Source organism: Maribacter sp. Asnod2-G09 (assembly GCF_045063795.1).
Classification (GTDB): domain Bacteria; phylum Bacteroidota; class Bacteroidia; order Flavobacteriales; family Flavobacteriaceae; genus Maribacter.
Genome location: NZ_JBEFOA010000003.1, coordinates 213,515 through 234,680 on the forward strand (window position 1 = coordinate 213,515; position 21,166 = coordinate 234,680).

A 21,166-nucleotide genomic window follows, 5' to 3' on the forward strand; every position below is an offset into this window, starting at 1 on the left:
AATCAACCTTTATACTTTTTAAACAATAGTTTTCTTAAAACCTCACAGAAACCTTTCCTCTTAAATAAAACGGAGTACCAGGAGTAAAATGAATTTCTTCAACTGATGCTATTTCATTGAATAACCTACTTTCGGTAGCAAATTGCGTTTCGTTCCATTCGGTATCAAATAGATTTTCGACAATTACTCCAACTGTCAAGTTTTTGATATGGTAGTTTAGATTTAAATCGGTTACGAAATAACCTTCTGCAACAATACTATTATCTTCATTTGCAGCTCTGTCACCTAAATATCTATAATTAAGGTTTCCAGAAAAATTACCGATATCACTAAAAGATAATCCACCTACTGCTGTAAAATCTGGTGCTAGCGGAATATAATCTTCACCATCTGCTTCTTCTGTACTTCTAGCATACGTATAGTTTACGTCACTATAAAGGTATAACCAATCTAGAATTTGGTAACGACCACCAACTTCGACACCAACTCTTCTGGTTTTTCCACTTGGCTCAACAATACCAGCATCACCAACATACACAAATTCCTGATCTAAGAACAGCCCCCACAAAGTTGCATTAAGCACCAGTTTATCTATTGGTTTAATAATTGTTCCGAAATCTACACCATATGCTTTTGGCAATACATCTCGACCTTCATTTGCTGTTACTACACGCGCATCGTTTGAGTGAAAACCTATCCCTGTCTTTAAGAACAATTGCCAATTTCTATTTACAGAATATAAAGTGTTTAATTTCGGACTCACAATTGCTTTGCTTTCACTTTTGTTATCATACAGAGCACTTAGTTTGTTCTCATATTCAAAATTAAAATAGTCTATTCGCACAGACGGATTAAAGGTCCAGTTTCCCGTTTTGTACTCTCCATTTACAAATCCATAGATATTAGTTTCATCAACATCGCCAAATGCATATTGCTCTAATGAGGTTTTCCTATTTAAGGTATGCTCAAGTGTTACGTCATCTACATTATCATTTCTAAATCCGATTCCTGTGGCGTATTTGAACCTGTCGTCAGTACCTACCGCCATATCAATCTGTTCAAAAACAGTTTCAGCACCCATAATGGTTCTATCTTCATACTGTCGTATTTGGTCTCCATTAACAGGGTCATCTAAAAAGAAAGTGAAGTTTGAAAATAGCTCAAAATCGTATTTGCTTACAAAAGCGCGTGTCTTTAAAAATTGATCTTCACCTATGAATTTGGTATGGTTTAACATCAAGTTTGTTCTACTTGTTTGTCCGCCTTCTGTATCATCTATCGCACCAAAACGACCTATGATGTTTTGATCTATTGCGCGTTGTGGCACCTGACCAGAGGCATCCCACTTGCTTTGAAAATGCGAAGCGGTTAATGTCAATTCCTCTTTTCCTATATCCTTATAATTATAGCGACCTAGAATATTTACACGGTTAAAATTCTGTGGAGAATCAAAAGGTCCGTCAGTTAAATAAATCTCTGAAGCCAAATAAGCGTCACTCTTGCTACTTTCTAAAATATTAAAAAGACCAACAAATCGATTGGTATTAAACTGACCAGACTCGTAAGAGACCATACTTTTATCAACGCTTTTCTTAAGACTTAAATCAACGTATCCTGCTGTATTAAAATCGCCTTTATCTGCGTAATAGGGTCCTTTTCCGAAGTTAATATTATCTATCGTTTCTGGAATTACAAAGTGCAAATCTGCATACCCTTGACCGTGGGCATGAGATACCATGTTTACGGGCATACCATCTACACTAATTGCGACATCTGTACCGTGATCAATATCAAATCCTCTTAAAAAAATCTGTTCTGCTTTACCGCCACCGGCATGCTGACCAATTAATAGTCCGGGTACTTTACGTAGTATTTCTTGAGATGATTTTACAGGATCATTCTGCACATCTATATTAACAAATCTTGTCATGGCATCTACCTTTGACACTACAACAACTTGATCTAAATTAATACTCGATTCTTCTAACTTTATATGTACTCCTTCATCTAAATGGTTTTGATTTACAAGGAGTATAAAAGTTTTAAATCCTAAATTAGAAAAATAAACTGAGTCATTTACGGATGTGGAAGTCAGCGAAAATACACCTGACAAATTTGTATGACTGTGTTGACCAGAGGTCTGATTAAAGATACCTACATTTTCTAGAGCTACACCTTCTGCATTTGTAACGTTACCTTTTAAAGTTTGAGCATTTACAATAGTAGTCGCGCTCAATAATAACACAAATACTGTAAGCTTTAAAGCCCAATTTCGGCTATGAATCATAAAATAATATTTAGGAAAGGTTGTTTTTATCTGTACTTACGATAAAAAACTAGAAAGGTTTTAAAATTTATAGAAAGGCAAACATAGGGTATGGGTTTAACAATCTAATTTTTATACGTTTTATAACAATGTTTTAACGATAAGAGTCAAGAAACTACATGTAATTATTTGAACTTTGTGCGACAAACAATACACTTTACAAATTAAAAATATATGAGTAATCAAGCATTATTAAATCCGTATCATAAAAATTTAGACTTAAAGAATAGGGTTGCTATGGCACCCATGACTAGAAGTAGAGCGGCAAATGAAGGAAATGTACCTACCGAAGATTTACATGTTCCCTATTACGCACAAAGAGCATCTGCAGGATTAATTATCACCGAAGGTTCACAAGTTTCTAAAGATGCCGTAGGTTATATAAATACTGCTGGAATATATTCTAAAGAACAGGTAGAAGGCTGGAAAAAAGTAACTAAAGCTGTTCATGATAAAGGCGGAAAAATATTTATTCAATTGTGGCATGTTGGGCGTATGTCTCACCCCGATTTTCACGATGGCGAATTGCCATTGGCTCCGTCAGCAATAAATCCGAATGCGAAATCATTCACACCTGAAGGATTTAAAGATACCGTGACACCAAAAGCAATGACTAATTCTGACATTAAACAAACCGTTGAAGATTTTAAAAACGCTACTGTCAATGCTGTTGAAGCGGGATTTGACGGAGTAGAAATTCATTCTTCTAACGGCTATTTATTTCACCAATTTTTTAATGGCACTTCTAACATTAGAACGGATGAGTATGGTGGGAATACAGAAAATAGAACCCGCTTCTTTTTTGAAGTTTTAGATGCTATGAAAACCGTTATTCCACAAGAAAAAATAGGAGTACGATTTAATCCGTCGTTGAATGATATGTTCGGCATCACCTTAGATAAAGATACAATACCTACTTTCGAATATATTATAAAGAAACTGAATGATTATAACTTGGCTTACGTTCATTTATCTGAGCCGTTTAATGATGTATCGAATGTACCATTTGCTGAAGAACACATTGCAAAGCATTTTAGACCTCTTTATAATGGAACCTTAATGATTAACGCAGGGTTTGACCAAGAGTCTGGTAATAAAGTAATTGAAGAAGGCAATGCAGATTTGGTTGCATTTGGAAAGCCTTTTATTTCTAATCCGGATTTGTTTACGCGTTTCGAGCATAATTACCCGCTTGCGGAATGGGATGCAGAAACTTTTTATACTCCAGGTAAAGAAGGCTATATAGATTACCCAGAATACAATGAAGCAAACTAAGGCTTAAAAAATAATTTATAAATAAAAAGCAGCCACTTGGCTGCTTTTTATATTTCTACTATCTAATAGTATCGGTGTCTTGCTCTAAATTTTCATTTTCGGCTCCACCTTGACTATATAGTTGATTCTCCTCATCCTTTAGGTTCATTTGATTTTTTGGCAAATTTCGACCAGGCACATCTAAATCTTTGCCTGCAAAATCTACATCATTTTCTCGATCAATCAACTGAACATCATCCCCACCATCTGTTCTTGTATTTTTTGTTTTTTCTCCTAATGCAGATAAATCTTGTTCTGTAACATCAGAATTATACTCCACTTTTTTATTTTCACTTTCCATAATTATTTTTTTAAAGTATTATAGGCACAAGGTATAGGTACTACATCTTTTTCATTATCGCTTTCCAATAATATTCATGCTCTTTTAAAATAATATGAATAGTATATGTTGCTTTATTTACATAAAGGTAATCGTGTTAAGAAAAAATGGTAAAGCATCAATGTTTACTGCGGTATTTTACCAACTTGCAATCAAAATAAAGAACATGGAAAATATATTAGTAGCCGGAGCCAACGGTACCACCGGAAAAAAAATAGTGAACCTTTTAAAGAACTCTCAATATTTTCAACCTATAGCAATGGTTCGAAAAGAAGAGCAAAAAGAACAGTTTGAAAAAGAAAACATAAAAACAGTGCTTGGTGATTTAGAGAAGGATTTGTCACATACTGTAGAAAATATAGATAAGGTAATTTTTGCTGCTGGATCTGGTGGTAAAAAAGTGGTCGAAGTAGATCAAGAGGGAGCTAAAAATCTAATTAACGCTTCCAAAAAAGCAAATATCAAAAAGTTTGTAATGCTTAGTTCAATGGGTGCAGATAACCCAGAAGAGGCTAGTGACCTTAAAGATTATTTAAAAGCAAAACATAATGCTGACGAATATTTAAAATCAGCTAATTTAAAATATGCTATTGTTAGACCTGGCTCATTAACAAATGAGGTAGGCACTGGTAAAATTGAACTTGAATCTAAATTAAATAAACAAGGCTCTATTACCAGAGATGATGTTGCGCAAACATTGGTAAGGTCTTTACACGATGATACTGCCATCAATTCAACTTTTGAAATTATACAAGGCGATACGCTAATTGGTAAAGCAATGGATGCTTAATGGGCGACAATAAATAAAGCATTAAAAAAAGTCAATTCTAACGTTGTTAGTATTGACTTTTTTAAGTTCAATAGTATTTCGGCTTATTTTTTTAAAATTATTATACTAAATCATGTTGTGTATCTTCGTACTAAACTAAACAACCTAAATATGAAAAGTTCATTTTTGAAGATTACTATGGCGCTCGCCGTTGTAATATCTCTAAATTCTTGTAAAGAGAGCAAGAAAGAGAATAAAGATAGCGCCATTAAAGAAGTGGAGCTTGACAGTACCGATTTGGCCTTATTAGATTTAAACCTACCTGAAGGTTTTGAAATTGAGGTGTACGCTAGGGGAGTAGATGGTGCGCGTTCTATGGCTATGGGTGACAACGGAACTTTGTTTGTTGGTACTCGTACAGAAAACAACGTATATGCGATTCAAGATACGAATGGGGATTTTAAAGCTGATAACATTATAGTGATTGACACTATGGAGGTACCTAACGGTATAGCCATGAGAAATGGTGATTTATATGTTGCGCAAGTAGGTAGTCTTTGGAAATACCCAAATATTGAAGATCAGATTGGTGGTGACCTAGAAAAAGAATTAATTTATGATGATTTTCCGACGGAATTTCATCACGGATGGAAATACATTGCATTCGGACCAGATGACAAACTGTATGTTCCTGTTGGAGCTCCTTGTAATATTTGTAATAAGACGGATGAAGATGAGCGATTTGCAACCATTTCAAGAATGGATCCTGACGGTAGCAATCGAGAAATTTATGCTAGAGGAGTTAGAAACTCTGTCGGATTCACTTGGCATCCCGATACGAAGCAGATGTGGTTTACAGATAACGGTCGCGATATGTTAGGTGATGATATTCCGCCTTGCGAACTAAACACAGTTACCGAAGCTGGTCAGCATTTCGGATACCCTTTTTGCCATGGTGGCATTGTTAAGGATCCTGAATTTGGAGATTTACGCCCTTGTTCAGATTTTGTTGACCCTGCTTTACAGTTAGATGCTCACGTTGCTCCACTTGGTATTAAGTTTTATACCGGTAATATGTTCCCTGCGGAATATAAAGGCAAAGCTTTCATTGCAGAACATGGCTCTTGGAACAGAAGCAAAAAAGTAGGGTATCGAATTATGATGGTTGATATTGAAGATGGTGAAGTTGTAAATAGTGAAACTTTTATTGATGGCTGGTTAGATGAAGTAGCCCAAAAAGCTACCGGAAGACCTGTAGATCTATTGGTTTTAGAAGATGGCTCTATGCTTATTTCTGATGATTTCGGAGATGCAATTTATAGACTATCATACAGCAATACAGCAGTAGCGAGTAACTAACAAGAATAACTTCTAAGATTTTGAAAAAGCAGCCTTTTTGGGCTGCTTTTTTCGTTAATAAATGTTTAAGTTCTTTTCGCAACCCTTATATTTATAGTACTTATTTATTTTATTAGAACTTCTCATCATGAATGATTCAAATTCTCGTAGAACATTTTTAAAACAGACCGGTGTGCTTTCGGTAAGTTCTATGCTACCCTTGTCTGTATTGCCGTTGGATTATAAATATAAAATGGGTTTACAATTGTTCACCATTCGCGATGCCATGGCGAAGGACCCAATCGGGAGTATTAAATATGCACGTGAACTAGGATATGTTGATGGGGAGATTTATGGTTATGATGGTGAGAACGACACCTATTACGGTATAAAATCTAAGGAATTTAAAAAACAGATTGATGATTTAGATTTTACCATTTCTAGTGGGCACTATGATTTTTCTAGTCGTTTTAATGAACCTAATGAAAAGCTCAAACGTTATGTAGACCAATGTATAGAAGGTTCTATTACCTTAGATAGTACATACATTACATGGCCTTGGTTGGCACCAGAATATCGTACAATTGAAAATTTCAAGATTCTAAAGGACAAATTAAATGTAATAGGGGAGCAGGTAGCTAGTGCTGGGCTACAGTTCGCTTATCACAATCACGATTTCGAATTTACAGACCATAATGGTGAGCAAGGTTATGATGTTATTTTATCTGGCACAGATGCAAATTTGGTAAAACTACAGATGGATATGTATTGGGTTGAGCATTCTGCAAATAAGAGTCCGGCTGAATTAATTGCCGAAAATCCTGGTCGCTATGTTATGTGGCATATAAAAGATATGGACAAAGTAACTCGCGATTATTCTGAAATGGGTAATGGATCTATTGATTACAAAAGCATGTTATTATCTATTAACAAAGATGATTTACAATATTACTATATAGAGCAAGGCGGTAATTTTGCAGAAAACGCTATGCAGAGTATTTCTGATAGCGCTACCTATTTCAAAAAACACCTTCAACGTTATTTATAAGTTTTATGAGTTATCCTGATAAAGTATATCTAAACGGAAGTATTGTAAATTCTGCGGATGCCAAAGTATCTGTTTTCGATCGCGGATTTATTTTCGGTGATGGTTTATATGAAGTGATGGTTCAGATAAACGGTAGATTCTTTTATGAAAAAGAACACCTAGACCGCTTACAATCGGGACTCCAAAAAATTAATATTGAGTTTGATTCTAGCTCACTTAAAAATGAAATTACCACTTTATTAAAAGCAGCAGCGTTAACCGATAAAGATTGCATGTTGTACATTCAAATTACTAGGGGAGTAGCACCAAGACAACATTCATTTCCTGCAGATATAAAACCAACGGTTATGATGTATGCGATACCAAAAGTATTGCCTGAAATAAATACTGTAAATGCCCATGTAATTACTAGAGATGATTTCAGGTGGTCTCGCTGCGATATTAAGATGACTTCATTACTGGGCAATGTAATGTTGAATGAAGAAGCCATGCAACATGAGTGCTACGAAACCATATTACATAGAAACGGAGTTTTTACCGAAGCATCACATTGCAATGTGTTTTTTGTCAAAGATGGAGTCGTTTACACACATCCGGCAGATGAGTTTATTCTTAATGGCATTACTAGAATTGTGGTTATTGAGCTTTGTCATTCTTTAGGTATAGAAATTAAAGAAATACCTATTGCAAAAGAAGAAATTAATACAATTGATGAGGCGTTCTTGACAGGTACGAGTACACAGATTGCTACGATTCAAAAAATTGACAATCATTTACTATTTACAGGAAATGAAAAAGGCCCCGTAACGCAAAGATTACAAGAGGCCTTTTTAAAACTTAAATAAGATTCTAGTCTACCTTAAAATAGGTAAAGAATTCATCTGCATCTTTAATTTCCATTAGATTTAAAATATAGCATACTTCACTTAAATCAGAAAAATCAAGTCCGCCTTCAGCAACACTTTCATTTAAATATCTGCCATCTTTTCCGTTATACTTGTTTCCTAAACGAATAGCGGTATTCCAAACTTTGGTTAAGTGTTCATCATTTAATTTTGATTCCCAATCTACCTTACCTTCAGACTTTAAACCCGGTGTACCATTACCCACTTCATTACCATCTGCAATTTTATGGTAATCTGTAACCGTTTTTGTATACATAAGTTTAACAGGTTTAGTAACCGACTCGTTCCAATCGCTATGCTGCACTACATGAACACTTTCTCTTGTTTTAATCGAAATATCCTTTCTTGACAACTCCTTAACCCATTCTGACGTGAAATCTGACTGTCCCGCTTCTGCCACCCAAATAGAACCTCCATTTTCAATGATTTTCAATGCCTTAGAGACCACTTTATCTACCGAAGCTTTCCATTCTTTATCTGCATCTAACCAATTTTCACCAAAGACCATTGGCATTAATTCGTTTGGTGGCACATATAAACCTTCTTGAATGCCATAAGTACCTGCAACGGCAAGATAATTTAGGTTCTTATAATCTGGGTGATTTATTAATGTAGCGAAACCAGCTGCGGTATGTAAATCGTCTATATCGGTTTTGCAGTCTAACTGTACTAGCAATAAATCTTTATCCATATTGAATGTTGCTTTTTGGGCATTTACTCCAATACTGAAGAGTAGGGCACATGCTAAACCTGATATTATTTTATGTAAACTGATTACTTTTTTCATTTTATAAGTTTGAGATAATTGATTTGTTGTTTCTACTAAAGTATCAAATATTAACTTGATTATCATAGAATTTATAGCTACGCGAACCATGCAAATTTTGATTTTAATAAAGAACCAGTCTTATTACAAGGTGAAAATGTGACTATTATGGAGTGGTTAGCTGCTCAAAAAAAGTAAGAATTACCTTAATCATACTCAAAACAAGCAAAAACTCTTAAAATATTCACAAAATATTGATTTAAAATAAGTTTAAACCCTGTTTGTCAACTATTGGCGTCATCTTTGCAGCTTAATAAGTATTATAAATTAAATTACATTACAATGAGTAAAGGAACAGTAAAATTTTTCAATGACACAAAAGGATTCGGTTTTATCACTGAAGAAGGAGTTGAAAAAGACCACTTTGTACACATTTCAGGTTTAATCGACGAAATTCGTGAAGGCGATGAAGTTGAATTCGAACTTAAAGAAGGTAACAAAGGATTAAACGCAGTGAACGTTAAAGTTATCTAAGACATATATACTTTCAAGTTTAAGAAAAAGCTCTTCAGAAATGAAGAGCTTTTTTATTTATCGCTCATTTTTAAGTCTATCGAAATCTTTTTCTAATTGAAATAGTTTTTCTTCTAAATTAAAGTTGGTCTCTGGTAATCTGTGATAGAACACATACCTAACGCGCCACATCTCTTTTATTTCTTTAGGCTGTAATTCTACATCATCTACATTTTTGTGCTCGGCACGTAAAACATAAGTATCATTGGTAATAAATAACCGCCTTAAAATGATGCTTTTATCCGTAACTACAAAAACAAGTGTTCCATTATTTAATTTTGAATAAACCGATGGAGGAATGCATTCGCCTATGGCGATGTCTTTTGGAAACATGCCCAATTCGTTCTTACTCATTTCTAAATTCTGTACAGTGTAAGCCCGAAATTTCTTATCTGGATTTATCGGTAGTGATAAAAATGGTAAGTCTTGAATGTAAGAATCCTTATTATAATACTTAATATAATCGTTCTGATTTAAGGTCGTAATACAAGGTACTTTTATAAAAAATTCTTGCTCGCCTAAATCTTGCTCGACAGTTAAATTCCCTTTAAATTTTAATAAATTATTTACAGTTAATTCTGTCGTTAATAGGTCATCTATAGGAATGCTAAAATAATTAGCAATTTTAATTAGTGTTTCTAATTTAGGTTCACTTCGCCCTTCTTCATAGGCACCTAAAGTCCCTCTTTTTAGCTCAAATAGCTCTGCAAACGCCTGTTGACTAAGACTTTTTAAACTTCTTATTTTTCTAATATTCTTTCCGAAGTACGACATATTTTGCTAATAAAATTTGCAATTGATAAAAATATTATTATATTTGTCTAACAAAATTAGCAATAATTATTCAAATTGCTATTATTTTGAGCTAGTATTTTTTATTAACCGATTTTAAAAACACAATATTATGTTCATCGTCGTTGTTTACATTTTAGCGTTGCTAATCTCAATTTAAGAAATCACATCAGTAATATTTTGTATTATTGAATTAAAGAAACCACCTACATAAACCAACACATATGAAAAACCATTTTAATATAACCAGAGATTACCTTCTTCAATTAAACTTTAATATCGTTAAAGAGAATAGAGTAGACGGAATTTTGGTTGTTGAGAAAGAAGATTCTGGGATAAAAAATTTGATTTTAGGGGTGTCACCACCAATTTTGATTATGGAACAATTTATATTTTCTGTTCATAATCAATCCGAAAAAATCTTTAAAAATTTACTTCAGAAAAATAGAGATATCATTCATGGTGCTTTTGTGCTAGACGAAACAGCAAACCGAGTCATATTCAGAGATACATTACAAATCGAGAATATGGATCTAAACGAGTTTGAGGCTAGTCTCAATTCTTTAAGCTTACTAATGAGTGAATACTCAGATCAAATAATTGAATTTTCTAAATATTAAAAATAAAAAATCATGAATATATTTAAAAGACTATTTAAAATAGGAGAGGCTGAAACCAATTCGGCAATTGACAAAATGGAAGATCCTATTAAGATGACAGAACAGGGCATTAGGGATATGAAATTAGACTTAGAAAAAAGTTTAGAAGCACTTGCACAAGTAAAAGCACTTGCTATACGTTCTAAGAATGATCAAGACGTATACAAGAACAAAGCAAAAGAGTATCAAGACAAAGCCATTATTATTTTAAAGAAGGCTAATAATAAAGAAATGGATGCTGTCGAGGCAGACAGACTTGCTAAAGAAGCTTTAGTACAGAAAGAAAATAGCGAAAAGCAATTAGAAGCTACCCAAATAGAAACTGAAAAATTCGAAGCTAATGTTAGTCAGATGCAAGGCAATGTCGAAGCTTTAAAAGCCAACATTGGTAATTGGGAAAATGAGCTTAAAACGCTTAAAGCTCGTGTTAAGGTAAGTAACGCGACCAAAAATTTAAACAAGCAAATGGCTGAATTAGACAGTACTGGTACAGTGTCAATGCTTGAAAGAATGAAAGAGAAAATTGCACAAGAAGAAGCCTTGGCTGAAGCTTATGGCGATATAGCAAATTCTAGTAAATCTATTGATGAAGAATTAGATAAAGCTGCTGATACCACTGAAGCTGCTGCAGATGATGAACTTCAAAAATTAAAAGAACAACTAGGGTTTAACAAATCCAAAAAATAAAAATTTGAATCAATTAATAGACATATTATTTTCTGAGGTAAATATCACATTAACCTTGTTATTGATACTCCTTCTGGTGTATTGGATCATTACCATGATAGGTGGTCTTGATTTTGACCTAGATGTTGATGTCGATATAGATGTAGATGCAGATATAAACCTTGACTCTGGTTTAGAAGGTGGTAATCTTGATTTTGAAGATATCTCGAATACCGAAGTCAATCAAGATGATGTATTAGGCAAAAGGCGTAGACCACTTAAATGGTGGCAAATTTTCCTTATCTATTTCAACTTCGTTGGTCTACCTTTCATGTTCACGTTTACCTGCTGGATATTTGTTTGGTGGTTGATTACAACTCTAATGACCACATTGACGTTTACCTATGATAACTTTGTAGGTTTCATTATTATGATCGCTGCACTTTTTCCTGCGTTGTTTGTCAATAAGTTATTTACCACTCCGTTCAAAGGCTTCTTCAAGCAATTGAATAAAGATGGCGATGCACCTGTAGATTTTTTAGGCAGGCAAGCGACATTACTATCAAACATTACTGAAGACAAAATGGGTAACGCAGAAGTAAAGGCAGATGGTAATAGCCATTCTATTTATGTCAAATCTTTAAACCGTAAGCCATTAACTTATGGTAGCTCGGTATTAATCATCAAAAGATCTGCGGATCACACATATTTTCTAGTACAATCTTATAACCAATAAAACTTAAATCATTTATGGAATCCATCTTTTCAATTATCGGTATAGGTCTGGGGGTCATCCTCTTTCTTATCATTGTTTATTTTGCAATCATTGCAATGTTCTACAAAAAAGTTCATCAAGGTCAAGCCCTTGTTAGAACCGGATTTGGAGGAACTAAAGTAGCAACGGACAAAGGTCTGTACGTTGTGCCAGTATTTCACAGGGTTGAAGTAATGGACATTTCAGTAAAGAAAATTCAAATTGAAAGACTCGCTACCGAAGGTTTAATTTGTAAGGATAACATGCGTGCCGATATTAAAGTGGCATTCTTTGTTAGGGTTAACAATGAGGTCGATTTTATTAAAAAGGTGGCACAAACCATTGGTGTTCAAAGAGCATCGCGCCAAGAAACTTTAGAAGAACTATTTGAAGCTAAATTCTCGGAAGCCTTAAAAACAGTTGGTAAAAAGTTCGATTTCATTCAATTATACGAAGCTCGTAGAGAGTTTAGAGATGAAATTGTAGATATCATTGGCACAGACCTTAACGGGTATACATTAGAGGATTGTGCTATTGATTACCTTGAACAAACAGCTGTTGCGCACCTAAAAGCTGATAATATTCTTGATGCGGAAGGTATTAAGAAAATTAACGATTTAACTGCTGCTCAAAATGTGAAGTCTAATCTTATTAAGCGTGATGAGGAGAAAACTATACGTAAGCAAGATGTTGAAGCAAGGGAAGCTATACTTGAACTTGACAAACAATTAGCTGAAAAAGAAGAACAGCAAAAAAGAGAAATTGCGAATATAAAATCTCGCGAAGAGGCTGAAACTTTAAAAGTAGCTGAAGAAGAACTTTTAAAGTCTGAAACCGCTCGTATCGCTACTCGTGAAAAAGTGAAGGTTGCCGAAGAAAACATGGAGCGTCAAATTATTGTTGCTTTAAAGAATAAGCAACGTACAGATGCTGTAGAAACTGAAAGAGTTGAAAAAGACAGACTTTTAGAGGCTACAGAAAGAGAGCGAGTAGTTACGCTTGCACAGATTGAGAAAGAGAAAGTTGTTGAAGTTGAGAAGAAGAATATTCAAGATGTTATTCGCGATCGTGTTACGTTGGAAAAGGGAGTAGTGGAAGAGCAGGAAAATATGAAAGATATTCAAGCTTTTAAAACTGCCGATAGAGATAAGCAAGTAAAAATTACTATTGCTGAAGCAAATGCACAAGAAGACTTAATTAAAACAATTAAGGCTGCAGAAGCTCAAAAAGAAGCTGCTAAGCAAAAAGCTGAAGAGATTAATATCGAAGCTTTAGCTCATAAAGAAGCTAGTGAGAAAGAAGCTGAAGCGCGTAAAATTTTAGCTGAAGCAACAGCAAAAGAAGAAGCTACTGTTGGTATGTCTGAAGCGCAAGTGATGCATGCTAAAGCCGATGCTTACGAGCGTGAAGGAATTGTTCAAGCTATTATCATTGAGAAGAAAGCGAAAGCTGAAGCAACTGGTATTGAAGCTAAGGCAGAAGCAAAACGTAAAGATGGATTGGCAGAAGCTGATGTTATCAAAGAAAAAGCGTTGGCAGATGCCGCTGGTATTGAAGAGAAAGCTAATGCAATGAAGAAACTAGATGGTGTTGGTAAAGAGCATGAAGAATTCAAATTACGTTTAGACAAAGAATTACAAGTTGATCTTGCTCACATCAATATTCAGAAAGATATAGCAGATGCTCAGGCACAGGTTATTGGCGATGCTTTAAAAGCTGCTAAAATTGATATCGTTGGTGGTGAAACAATGTTCTTTGATCAAATTATTGGACAAATTACTAGAGCCAAAGGGTATGACAGATTGGTTGAAAACAGTACCAACATACAAGATGTAAAAGATGCTATTTTAGGTAGTGATGATGTTAAGGGTAACTTATTAGAGAAAGTAAAAGAATTCGCTGATAAATACGGAATTTCATCTGAAGACCTTAAAAACGTAACTATTGCTAATTTACTGATGGACTTAAAGTCAAAGTCTAACGATAGCGACGAGCAAACGTTATTTAGCAACCTATTTAACCTTGCAAAGGGATTAGGTATGGGCGATAAAAAGCTGAAATAACCACGTGCGCTAAGAGTTTTTAAGTGAATTATTAATGTAATACTAAAGCCTAGTTACTTTTATGGCAGAAGAATCCCGAACAGACAAAACGGAAGAACATATTTTAGATGGTGGTACTTACGATGTAATTAAAAACCGACTGCAAAAGCAGAAGGAATCATTACAGAGCAAGCTCATCGAACTAAATGACGATAGAAAAACCGTATTTGGCTCATTAGAAACAAAGCTTATTGCGAATGCCAGAATCAATACAGAAAACAATTGTATTGCACGCGATATTGTTTCTTTTGGCGATACGTGTCTGTTCGGTTATAATGTTCATTTTGGTCTTAGAACTGAAATAAATATTAAAGATGTTTTTAGCAGTTACACTTTTACAGATTACAGTTTTAAAGCTGCTGATCTTGATCTGTTAGAAGATGCGACCTTTAAAACAGATTTTACCAATTTATATAAATACTATAGAAATACGATATTTTCCAACTTCGCCGTAATTGGAAATTATCTACATATGGTTTTTCAGCTAAGTGAAAGTCCTACGGATATCAAAACCTTTAAATGGTTAGTGGTAGACAATTCGTTAAAATATATTGATAACCGTAGTGAACATGAATACAAATTTCCTGTTCAACAAGAGTTTAAATGGCAAGAAGCTACTAGAGATATGCATCGTTATGGTGTTCATTCTCATGTTTCAATTAAAGACCGGGTATTTGTAGAAACCATTGGCGGTGATCTTACCATTAAAATTGAGGACAATACTGCTGAAGGTAAGGGTATTTTAGATGAACCTGTAGAATATGTTGACCAAACTTTAGATGACGGTCAATATCGTTTTGGAGATTTAGGCAACCTTTTAATTTTAGAGATAAAACCATTTCAAGAAGCTGCCCGTTATTTTGTTTTTAATGACAAAATGCGAGAGGTTCAAAAAATTGATTCTGTTAAAGATGCCTGTATTTTACTGCCAGATGATCAAGGTATCATCTTTCCAACAGGTTATTACTTGCAAACGGGAGAGTATCACATTTTTGATAATGCTATCCCTAATGTAAAATTTCAAGAACGTATTATTTCTCCAAATGGAGAAGATTTCCTGTATGTTTTCTATTCTGCTGCCGAGGGGTTATATAACCTCATGTCTTATAATATCATCAGTCAGGTTATTAAGACACCGATAATCTGTAATGGATTTACAATTTTAGAAAACGGTGAGCTTTGTTATTTCAAAACAGAGCAAGAGCAGACAAAACACCATGTAGTTCAAATTTGGCAAACACCTTATTTAAAAGGTGATTACGTGCCTTCTCAGCATGAAGACACCTTACTTTATAAAATAGGAAACAAAGATATTGTAAAGGCTATGGCAGAAGTCAATGGCTTAATTACATTATTGAATAAAAACGACAACTACGCCGGACTATATAGTGATATTGCAAAGTTCTCGAAAGATATATTAGATGCGTATTATTGGTTACCAGAACCAGAAACACATCAATTAAACGAGCCTATTGAAGAAATCAACAAAGCATCTAACGCTGCTATTGATGAGTTTGAAAAAGTGGTTCAACTCCGTAAAAATGCTCAAAATCAATCAAAATTAATTCAACAGAATTCTGAGGAGTTATTTAATAAAATCAAAAGCACCTCATTTAAAAGCATTGATGAGTTTGTTGCCTTACTTACCAGATTGCGATCTTTAAGAGGTGAAGCTATTTCACTTAAAGAAGTACGATATATTGATTTAGAATATATTGAGGTCCTGGAAGAACAAATAGGGGAGCAGACCAAAAAGATATCAGAACGTTGTGTTCAGTTTCTTTTAAACCCGAATGCATTACAACCATACCATGACGCTTTAAAAGATAAAAAAGAATTTATAGCTACTGTTGAAAAGGTTATTGTAGCTAAAGAGAAGGAAGAAGAAATTAATGAGATCAGTTCTCAGCTTGAAATGCTGATCGATATTGTTTCTAATCTAGAAATTGAAGATACAGCCCATTCCACTAAAATAATCGATGATATTTCATTGATTTTCTCAACTATAAATGAACTTAAGGCGGCTTTAAAAAACAAAAGAAATTCTCTGGGTATATCTGAAGCCAAGGCAGAGTTTGCTGCACAATTGAAATTGATCGATCAGAGTATCATCAATTACCTAGATATGGCATCTACACCAGAAAAGTGTGATGAATATCAAACTAAAACATCTATTCAATTAGAGGAACTAGAGGGCAAATTCACCGATTTCGAAGAATTTATCGAAACTATTATTGAAAAGAGAGAAGAGGTTTATGCTGCTTTTGATGCAAGAAAGAACTCTTTAATTGAAAAACGGAATAAAAAATCTAGCGCATTAGCCAATGCATCAGCCAGGATATTAAAAGGGGTACAGAAAAAGGCACAGAGTTTTAATTCTGCAGTAGAAATCAACGGATACTTTGCGTCAGATTTAATGATCAATAAGCTGCGTGATATTATTTCTCAATTGCAAGAGCTTGATGATAGTGGTAAAGCTGAAGAGATTGAAACCCAATTGAAAACGGCTAGGGAAGATGCTCTTAGAAAGTTAAAGGATAAGCTTGATCTTTATGAAGATGGCGATAGTGTTATTAGATTAGGTAAACACAAATTCGGCGTTAACAAGCAGCAGTTAGACCTTACCATTGTTTTTCATGATAACGAACTCAATTATCATTTAACAGGAACCGATTTTTACAAATTACTGAACAATGAAGAATTTGTTAAGAATAGGCACTTATGGAATCAAGAATATGTTTCTGAAACCGATGATATTTATCGTGCTGCATATTTAGCTTACAAAATATTTTCAAAGTTCACCGAAGACGATTTACTTCCTTTAAGTGATGAAGAGTTGTTGAAGCTTGTTCAAGAACAAAGTAGAAACGACTATTCTGAAGGCTATATAAAAGGGGTTCATGATGTTGATGCTTCAAGAATACTGAAGCTTTTGGTACATAAACACCATGAATTAGATTTACTTACCTACCGACCAGAAATTCGTGGGTATGCCCAATTTTTCTGGAATGATTTGGATCAAGATATTAAAGCCGAATTAGATAAAGGTTTAAAAGCCGCAGGAGAGGTTTTACAATATTTTCCTGAATCTAAAGAATACGCTTCTATCATTGAGGGATTAAAAAAGAAAATAGAAGTCTTTTCTGGAGAAACGAAACTTTTTGACGTACTATTAAGCGAAGATATTGCTGATTATCTGTTTGAAGAACTAAAATCAGATTCTGAATTCGTGTATAGTGGCTTTGCTATTCAATTAAAAGATGAATTTTTAAAATTACTTAAATCTCAAAATGCAGATTTAAAGTTTAAGAAAAGTGTTGAAGAAGCTCCAAAATTTTCATCGAAAGTTCGTTTGGTGAAACAATGGGTAGGTGCATTTTTAAAATCTAAAAAAGATGTCGATGCTAATCTTAATTTAAACAGATATGAAAATGAGATTGTTGGTGCCATTTTATTTAGAGATGAATCTGCTTCTAAAATCAAGGCTGTTTCGCCAAATGAAAGTTTAAAAGAGTTGAGAGGTTCTCATGAAACTATTGTTGAAGGAGTTTATTCATTCAATTATCATGATTTTATTTCTAGAATGAATTTATTTGTGTCAGATGAAGTTCCGGCATTTCTAAAGTTTAAAAAGACAAAACACGAAATAACCGAAAAACTAAAAATTGATTTAAAGTTAGAGGAATTTAAGCCAAGAGTGCTTACGTCTTTCGTACGTAATAAATTAATTGATGAAGTATATCTTCCAATTTTCGGTAACAATTTAGCGAAACAACTAGGTACGGTAGGTGCAAACAAACGTACCGATAGAATGGGTATGTTGCTTTTGATATCGCCACCAGGTTATGGTAAAACCACCTTGATGGAATATATAGCAAACCGACTTGGTTTAATTTTCGTTAAAATAAATGGACCGGCAATTGGTCATGAGGTTACCAATGTAGACCCTGCTTCTGCAAAGAACAGTGCTGCTCGTGAAGAACTTAAAAAGTTGAATCTTGCTTTTGAAATGGGAAACAATGTAATGCTATATATTGATGATATTCAGCATTGTAATCCGGAATTTTTACAAAAGTTCATTTCCTTATCAGATGGTACTCGTAAAATAGAAGGTGTATACGAAGGACAGCCTAAAACATACGATTTACGTGGTAAAAAATTCTGCGTAATAATGGCAGGTAACCCATATACGGAAAGCGGAGAGAAATTTCAGATTCCAGATATGTTAGCCAACCGTGCCGATATTTATAACCTTGGTGATATTATTGGCGAAACAGAACACTTGTTCAGACTAAGTTTAATTGAAAATTCACTTACCGCAAATCCTATTTTACAGCAATTGGCAAGTAAGGAATTTGACGATGTGTATACATTGGTAGAACAAATTGAGTCTAAATCTGACGAAGGTCAGCTTATAGGAAACCATTCTAGCCAAGAAGTTGAAGAATATAAAAAGGTACTTGAAAAAGTTTTAAGGGTACGAGATGTATTGTTGAAAGTAAATGCAACATATATTAAAAGTGCAGCCATGCAAGACGAATACCGTACAGAGCCTTCTTTTAAACTTCAAGGTTCTTATAGAGACATGAATAAATTGGTGGCTCAAATAGTGCCAATCATGAACGAAAAAGAACTAAACACCATGTTGCGTTCTCATTATGAAAACGAAGCACAAACTTTAACTGGTTCTGCAGAAGCAAACTTGTTAAAGTACAATGAGCTGATCGGTAATCTTACTACGGAAGAAGATGCGCGCTGGAGTGCTATTAAAGAACAATTTGTAAAAAATAATAAGCTAAAAGGATTTGGTAATGATAATGAAATGGCACAAGTACTTTCTCAAATGATGGAATTTTCTGAAAATTTAGCGGGTATCAAATCGGTTCTTGAAAAAGGTCTGAATAACGAGTAGCTATCAACGAGAGGTTATTTTTTTCTTTTATTACTGAATTTCAAGCTTTCACGTCAAAATAAAGATGTAATTTTGCACCCGCAAAAAAGCTGTATTATGAAGCGCATTAATGAATACAAGAAACTCTTCGGGGTTGAAAAAGAGATTGAACTTAAAGCACTTAAGTCCACGTATAGAGGTTTAGTTAAAGAATGGCACCCAGACAAGTTTCAAGAAGGTGATGAAAAAAGAGAAGAAGCTGAAGTTCAAAGTCGTCGTATTATTGACGGATACCACTTTTTAGTAAGTATCGCTCCTGAAACCAAAGAAGCTAATAAAGAAGTATACAACGAGTCTATTAACTCTGGTGTTGCTGATTTTCAGCATAATGGTTTAGTTTTAGAAGTTACTTTCGTTGATGGTGCTACGTATGAGTACTTCGGTGTAACGAAGCCTATTTTTCAGAAAATGATCAATTCTAACAAGTTGAACAGATTCGCGAAAAGAACAATTTTCCCAAATTATTTATACAGAAAATCGAAACGTGACCTTCAAGAGGCGTAATCGTATATAAATTAATGGTTATCAAAAACGCATGAAAAATCAAAAAGAGATTTTATCAAAATTGAATATTGATGCGTTAAATCCGATGCAAGAGAGTGCGTTAGATACTATCTCATCATCGAATAATACCATTTTACTTTCTCCGACCGGTACAGGAAAAACTTTGGCTTTTCTTTTACCGGTTTTAGATTTTATGGACCATAACGATCCTGAAGTTCAGGTATTGATTTTAGTTCCTTCTCGCGAATTGGCTATTCAGATAGAACAGGTTATTCGTAATATGGGTACTGGTTTTAAAGTGAATGCCATTTATGGTGGTAGAGCTATGTCTAAAGATAAGATAGAGCTAAAACATACTCCTGCAATTTTAGTTGGAACACCTGGTAGAATTCTTGACCATTTTATGGCAGATCGTTTTACCAAAGAGCATATTAAAACTTTAATTCTTGACGAATTCGATAAGTCTTTAGAAGTCGGATTTGAAGAGGAGATGACTGAAATTCTTGCGGAATTACCAAATCTTAAAAAACGTATTCTTACTTCTGCAACGGAAGCTGTTAAAATTCCCAAGTTTGTGGGAATGGAAAACCCTAGAAGAATCAATTATCTTAAGAAAGATACACCTTCAAAACTTACCATTAGTACAGTTATCTCTGAAGAAAAAGATAAGTTGAAAACATTAGTTCAACTATTAAAATATATTGGAGAAGAACCAGGTATTATCTTTTGTAATTTAAAGGATAGTATTGAAACTGTTAGTTCGTTTCTAAGTCAGAAACACATTCTACATGAGTGCTTTTCTGGTGATATGGAACAGAAAGACCGCGAACGTGCTTTAATTAAATTTAGAAATGGTAGCAGTCGTATTTTAGTTGCAACTGATTTAGCTGGTAGAGGTATTGATATTCCCGAATTAAATTTTATCATTCATTACGAATTACCACAACGTATAGAAGAGTTCACACATCGTAATGGTAGAACTGCTCGTGTAAATGCAACAGGGACTGCCTATGTTATAAAATGGGATCAAGAATCGTTACCAGGGTTTATTTCAAATTCAAAACCAATTGGCATCGGTAAAACCAATAGGTTAGGGGACCCTTTTTGGGAAACGTTATTTATTTCTGGTGGCAGAAAAGATAAAATATCTAAAGGTGATATTGCGGGACTTTTCTTCAAACAAGGTGGTTTGAACAGAGAAGAATTAGGAGACATTGAACTTAAGCAAGATTGCGCTTTTGTAGCAGTACCTAAAAGCAAATCAGATAAACTTGTAAACGAGTTAAACAACTCCAGATTAAAAAAGAAAAAAGTGCGTATTACCGTACTTTAATCATAGTTAGTATTTTTGCCCTTTTT

General features: G+C 34.2%; 17 protein-coding genes. 13 read left to right on the top strand and 4 right to left on the bottom strand.

What is annotated here, in order from left to right; translation table 11 throughout:
- Positions 1 to 34 precede the first annotated feature (34 nt).
- Positions 35 to 2,287 (bottom strand): TonB-dependent receptor, encoded by a 2,253-nt coding sequence (locus tag ACJJVT_RS04845; RefSeq protein WP_405396945.1) that lies wholly within the window; start codon positions 2,285 to 2,287, stop codon positions 35 to 37.
- Between the two features lie 213 nt (positions 2,288 to 2,500).
- On the opposite strand from ACJJVT_RS04845, the gene ACJJVT_RS04850 reads away from it, so the two are divergent.
- A complete protein-coding gene (locus tag ACJJVT_RS04850) occupies positions 2,501 to 3,601 on the top strand; it encodes an alkene reductase (protein ID WP_405396946.1) in 1,101 nt (366 codons plus the stop codon).
- Between the two features lie 58 nt (positions 3,602 to 3,659).
- Here ACJJVT_RS04850 and ACJJVT_RS04855 read toward each other — a convergent pair whose 3' ends face one another.
- Positions 3,660 to 3,941 carry a hypothetical protein gene (locus ACJJVT_RS04855; RefSeq protein WP_405396948.1) on the bottom strand — a complete coding sequence of 94 codons (282 nt, stop codon included), beginning with the start codon at positions 3,939 to 3,941 and terminating at the stop codon, positions 3,660 to 3,662.
- A gap of 205 nt (positions 3,942 to 4,146) precedes the next feature.
- On the opposite strand from ACJJVT_RS04855, the gene ACJJVT_RS04860 reads away from it, so the two are divergent.
- The 4 genes from ACJJVT_RS04860 (at position 4,147) to ACJJVT_RS04875 (ending at position 7,980) form a co-directional block, all read left to right on the top strand.
- Positions 4,147 to 4,770 (top strand): SDR family oxidoreductase, encoded by a 624-nt coding sequence (locus ACJJVT_RS04860; protein ID WP_405396950.1) that lies wholly within the window; start codon positions 4,147 to 4,149, stop codon positions 4,768 to 4,770.
- 150 nt (positions 4,771 to 4,920) lie between these two features.
- On the top strand, positions 4,921 to 6,108 hold the full coding sequence (locus ACJJVT_RS04865) for a PQQ-dependent sugar dehydrogenase (protein WP_405396951.1): 1,188 nt from the start codon (positions 4,921 to 4,923) through the stop codon (positions 6,106 to 6,108).
- 127 nt (positions 6,109 to 6,235) lie between these two features.
- Positions 6,236 to 7,135, top strand: coding sequence for a sugar phosphate isomerase/epimerase family protein (locus tag ACJJVT_RS04870; protein WP_405396953.1), 900 nt, complete (start codon positions 6,236 to 6,238; stop codon positions 7,133 to 7,135).
- Between the two features lie 5 nt (positions 7,136 to 7,140).
- Positions 7,141 to 7,980: an aminotransferase class IV gene (locus tag ACJJVT_RS04875; protein ID WP_405396954.1), complete on the top strand. Its 840-nt coding sequence runs from the start codon at positions 7,141 to 7,143 to the stop codon at positions 7,978 to 7,980.
- A 4-nt stretch (positions 7,981 to 7,984) separates the two neighbouring features.
- Here the strand turns inward: ACJJVT_RS04875 and ACJJVT_RS04880 are convergent, their stop codons facing one another.
- Complete coding sequence (locus ACJJVT_RS04880; RefSeq protein ID WP_405396955.1) at positions 7,985 to 8,827, bottom strand: hypothetical protein; 843 nt, start codon at positions 8,825 to 8,827, stop codon at positions 7,985 to 7,987.
- A 321-nt stretch (positions 8,828 to 9,148) separates the two neighbouring features.
- Between ACJJVT_RS04880 and ACJJVT_RS04885 the strand changes: the two genes are divergently transcribed.
- Complete coding sequence (locus tag ACJJVT_RS04885; protein WP_027067037.1) at positions 9,149 to 9,340, top strand: cold-shock protein; 192 nt, start codon at positions 9,149 to 9,151, stop codon at positions 9,338 to 9,340.
- A gap of 57 nt (positions 9,341 to 9,397) precedes the next feature.
- Here the strand turns inward: ACJJVT_RS04885 and ACJJVT_RS04890 are convergent, their stop codons facing one another.
- A complete protein-coding gene (locus tag ACJJVT_RS04890; RefSeq protein ID WP_405396957.1) occupies positions 9,398 to 10,153 on the bottom strand; it encodes a helix-turn-helix domain-containing protein in 756 nt (251 codons plus the stop codon).
- A 242-nt stretch (positions 10,154 to 10,395) separates the two neighbouring features.
- Between ACJJVT_RS04890 and ACJJVT_RS04895 the strand changes: the two genes are divergently transcribed.
- The 7 genes from ACJJVT_RS04895 (at position 10,396) to ACJJVT_RS04925 (ending at position 21,140) form a co-directional block, all read left to right on the top strand.
- Complete coding sequence (locus tag ACJJVT_RS04895) at positions 10,396 to 10,791, top strand: molecular chaperone Tir (RefSeq protein ID WP_073244307.1); 396 nt, start codon at positions 10,396 to 10,398, stop codon at positions 10,789 to 10,791.
- 12 nt (positions 10,792 to 10,803) lie between these two features.
- Positions 10,804 to 11,517, top strand: coding sequence for a PspA/IM30 family protein (locus ACJJVT_RS04900; protein ID WP_405396959.1), 714 nt, complete (start codon positions 10,804 to 10,806; stop codon positions 11,515 to 11,517).
- Positions 11,518 to 11,521: 4 nt separating this feature from the next.
- Positions 11,522 to 12,232 (top strand): hypothetical protein, encoded by a 711-nt coding sequence (locus ACJJVT_RS04905; protein ID WP_405396960.1) that lies wholly within the window; start codon positions 11,522 to 11,524, stop codon positions 12,230 to 12,232.
- Positions 12,233 to 12,246: 14 nt separating this feature from the next.
- The gene (locus tag ACJJVT_RS04910; protein WP_405396961.1) at positions 12,247 to 14,313 is read left to right on the top strand and encodes an SPFH domain-containing protein; all 2,067 of its coding nucleotides are present in this window, start codon (positions 12,247 to 12,249) and stop codon (positions 14,311 to 14,313) included.
- A 61-nt stretch (positions 14,314 to 14,374) separates the two neighbouring features.
- The gene (locus tag ACJJVT_RS04915) at positions 14,375 to 19,264 is read left to right on the top strand and encodes a DNA repair ATPase (protein WP_405396962.1); all 4,890 of its coding nucleotides are present in this window, start codon (positions 14,375 to 14,377) and stop codon (positions 19,262 to 19,264) included.
- A gap of 96 nt (positions 19,265 to 19,360) precedes the next feature.
- On the top strand, positions 19,361 to 19,807 hold the full coding sequence (locus ACJJVT_RS04920) for a KTSC domain-containing protein (RefSeq protein WP_073244317.1): 447 nt from the start codon (positions 19,361 to 19,363) through the stop codon (positions 19,805 to 19,807).
- Positions 19,808 to 19,838: 31 nt separating this feature from the next.
- Positions 19,839 to 21,140 (top strand): DEAD/DEAH box helicase, encoded by a 1,302-nt coding sequence (locus ACJJVT_RS04925; RefSeq protein WP_405396963.1) that lies wholly within the window; start codon positions 19,839 to 19,841, stop codon positions 21,138 to 21,140.
- Positions 21,141 to 21,166: the final 26 nt, after the last annotated feature.

What these genes read in the sequence shown, in the direction of transcription:
- ACJJVT_RS04845 (WP_405396945.1), bottom strand. Translation starts at nt 2,287, where the DNA reads ATGATTCATAGCCGAAATTGGGCTTTAAAGCTTACAGTATTTGTGTTA.
- ACJJVT_RS04850 (WP_405396946.1), top strand. Translation starts at nt 2,501, where the DNA reads ATGAGTAATCAAGCATTATTAAATCCGTATCATAAAAATTTAGACTTA.
- ACJJVT_RS04855 (WP_405396948.1), bottom strand. Translation starts at nt 3,941, where the DNA reads ATGGAAAGTGAAAATAAAAAAGTGGAGTATAATTCTGATGTTACAGAA.
- ACJJVT_RS04860 (WP_405396950.1), top strand. Translation starts at nt 4,147, where the DNA reads ATGGAAAATATATTAGTAGCCGGAGCCAACGGTACCACCGGAAAAAAA.
- ACJJVT_RS04865 (WP_405396951.1), top strand. Translation starts at nt 4,921, where the DNA reads ATGAAAAGTTCATTTTTGAAGATTACTATGGCGCTCGCCGTTGTAATA.
- ACJJVT_RS04870 (WP_405396953.1), top strand. Translation starts at nt 6,236, where the DNA reads ATGAATGATTCAAATTCTCGTAGAACATTTTTAAAACAGACCGGTGTG.
- ACJJVT_RS04875 (WP_405396954.1), top strand. Translation starts at nt 7,141, where the DNA reads ATGAGTTATCCTGATAAAGTATATCTAAACGGAAGTATTGTAAATTCT.
- ACJJVT_RS04880 (WP_405396955.1), bottom strand. Translation starts at nt 8,827, where the DNA reads ATGAAAAAAGTAATCAGTTTACATAAAATAATATCAGGTTTAGCATGT.
- ACJJVT_RS04885 (WP_027067037.1), top strand. Translation starts at nt 9,149, where the DNA reads ATGAGTAAAGGAACAGTAAAATTTTTCAATGACACAAAAGGATTCGGT.
- ACJJVT_RS04890 (WP_405396957.1), bottom strand. Translation starts at nt 10,153, where the DNA reads ATGTCGTACTTCGGAAAGAATATTAGAAAAATAAGAAGTTTAAAAAGT.
- ACJJVT_RS04895 (WP_073244307.1), top strand. Translation starts at nt 10,396, where the DNA reads ATGAAAAACCATTTTAATATAACCAGAGATTACCTTCTTCAATTAAAC.
- ACJJVT_RS04900 (WP_405396959.1), top strand. Translation starts at nt 10,804, where the DNA reads ATGAATATATTTAAAAGACTATTTAAAATAGGAGAGGCTGAAACCAAT.
- ACJJVT_RS04910 (WP_405396961.1), top strand. Translation starts at nt 12,247, where the DNA reads ATGGAATCCATCTTTTCAATTATCGGTATAGGTCTGGGGGTCATCCTC.
- ACJJVT_RS04915 (WP_405396962.1), top strand. Translation starts at nt 14,375, where the DNA reads ATGGCAGAAGAATCCCGAACAGACAAAACGGAAGAACATATTTTAGAT.
- ACJJVT_RS04920 (WP_073244317.1), top strand. Translation starts at nt 19,361, where the DNA reads ATGAAGCGCATTAATGAATACAAGAAACTCTTCGGGGTTGAAAAAGAG.
- ACJJVT_RS04925 (WP_405396963.1), top strand. Translation starts at nt 19,839, where the DNA reads ATGAAAAATCAAAAAGAGATTTTATCAAAATTGAATATTGATGCGTTA.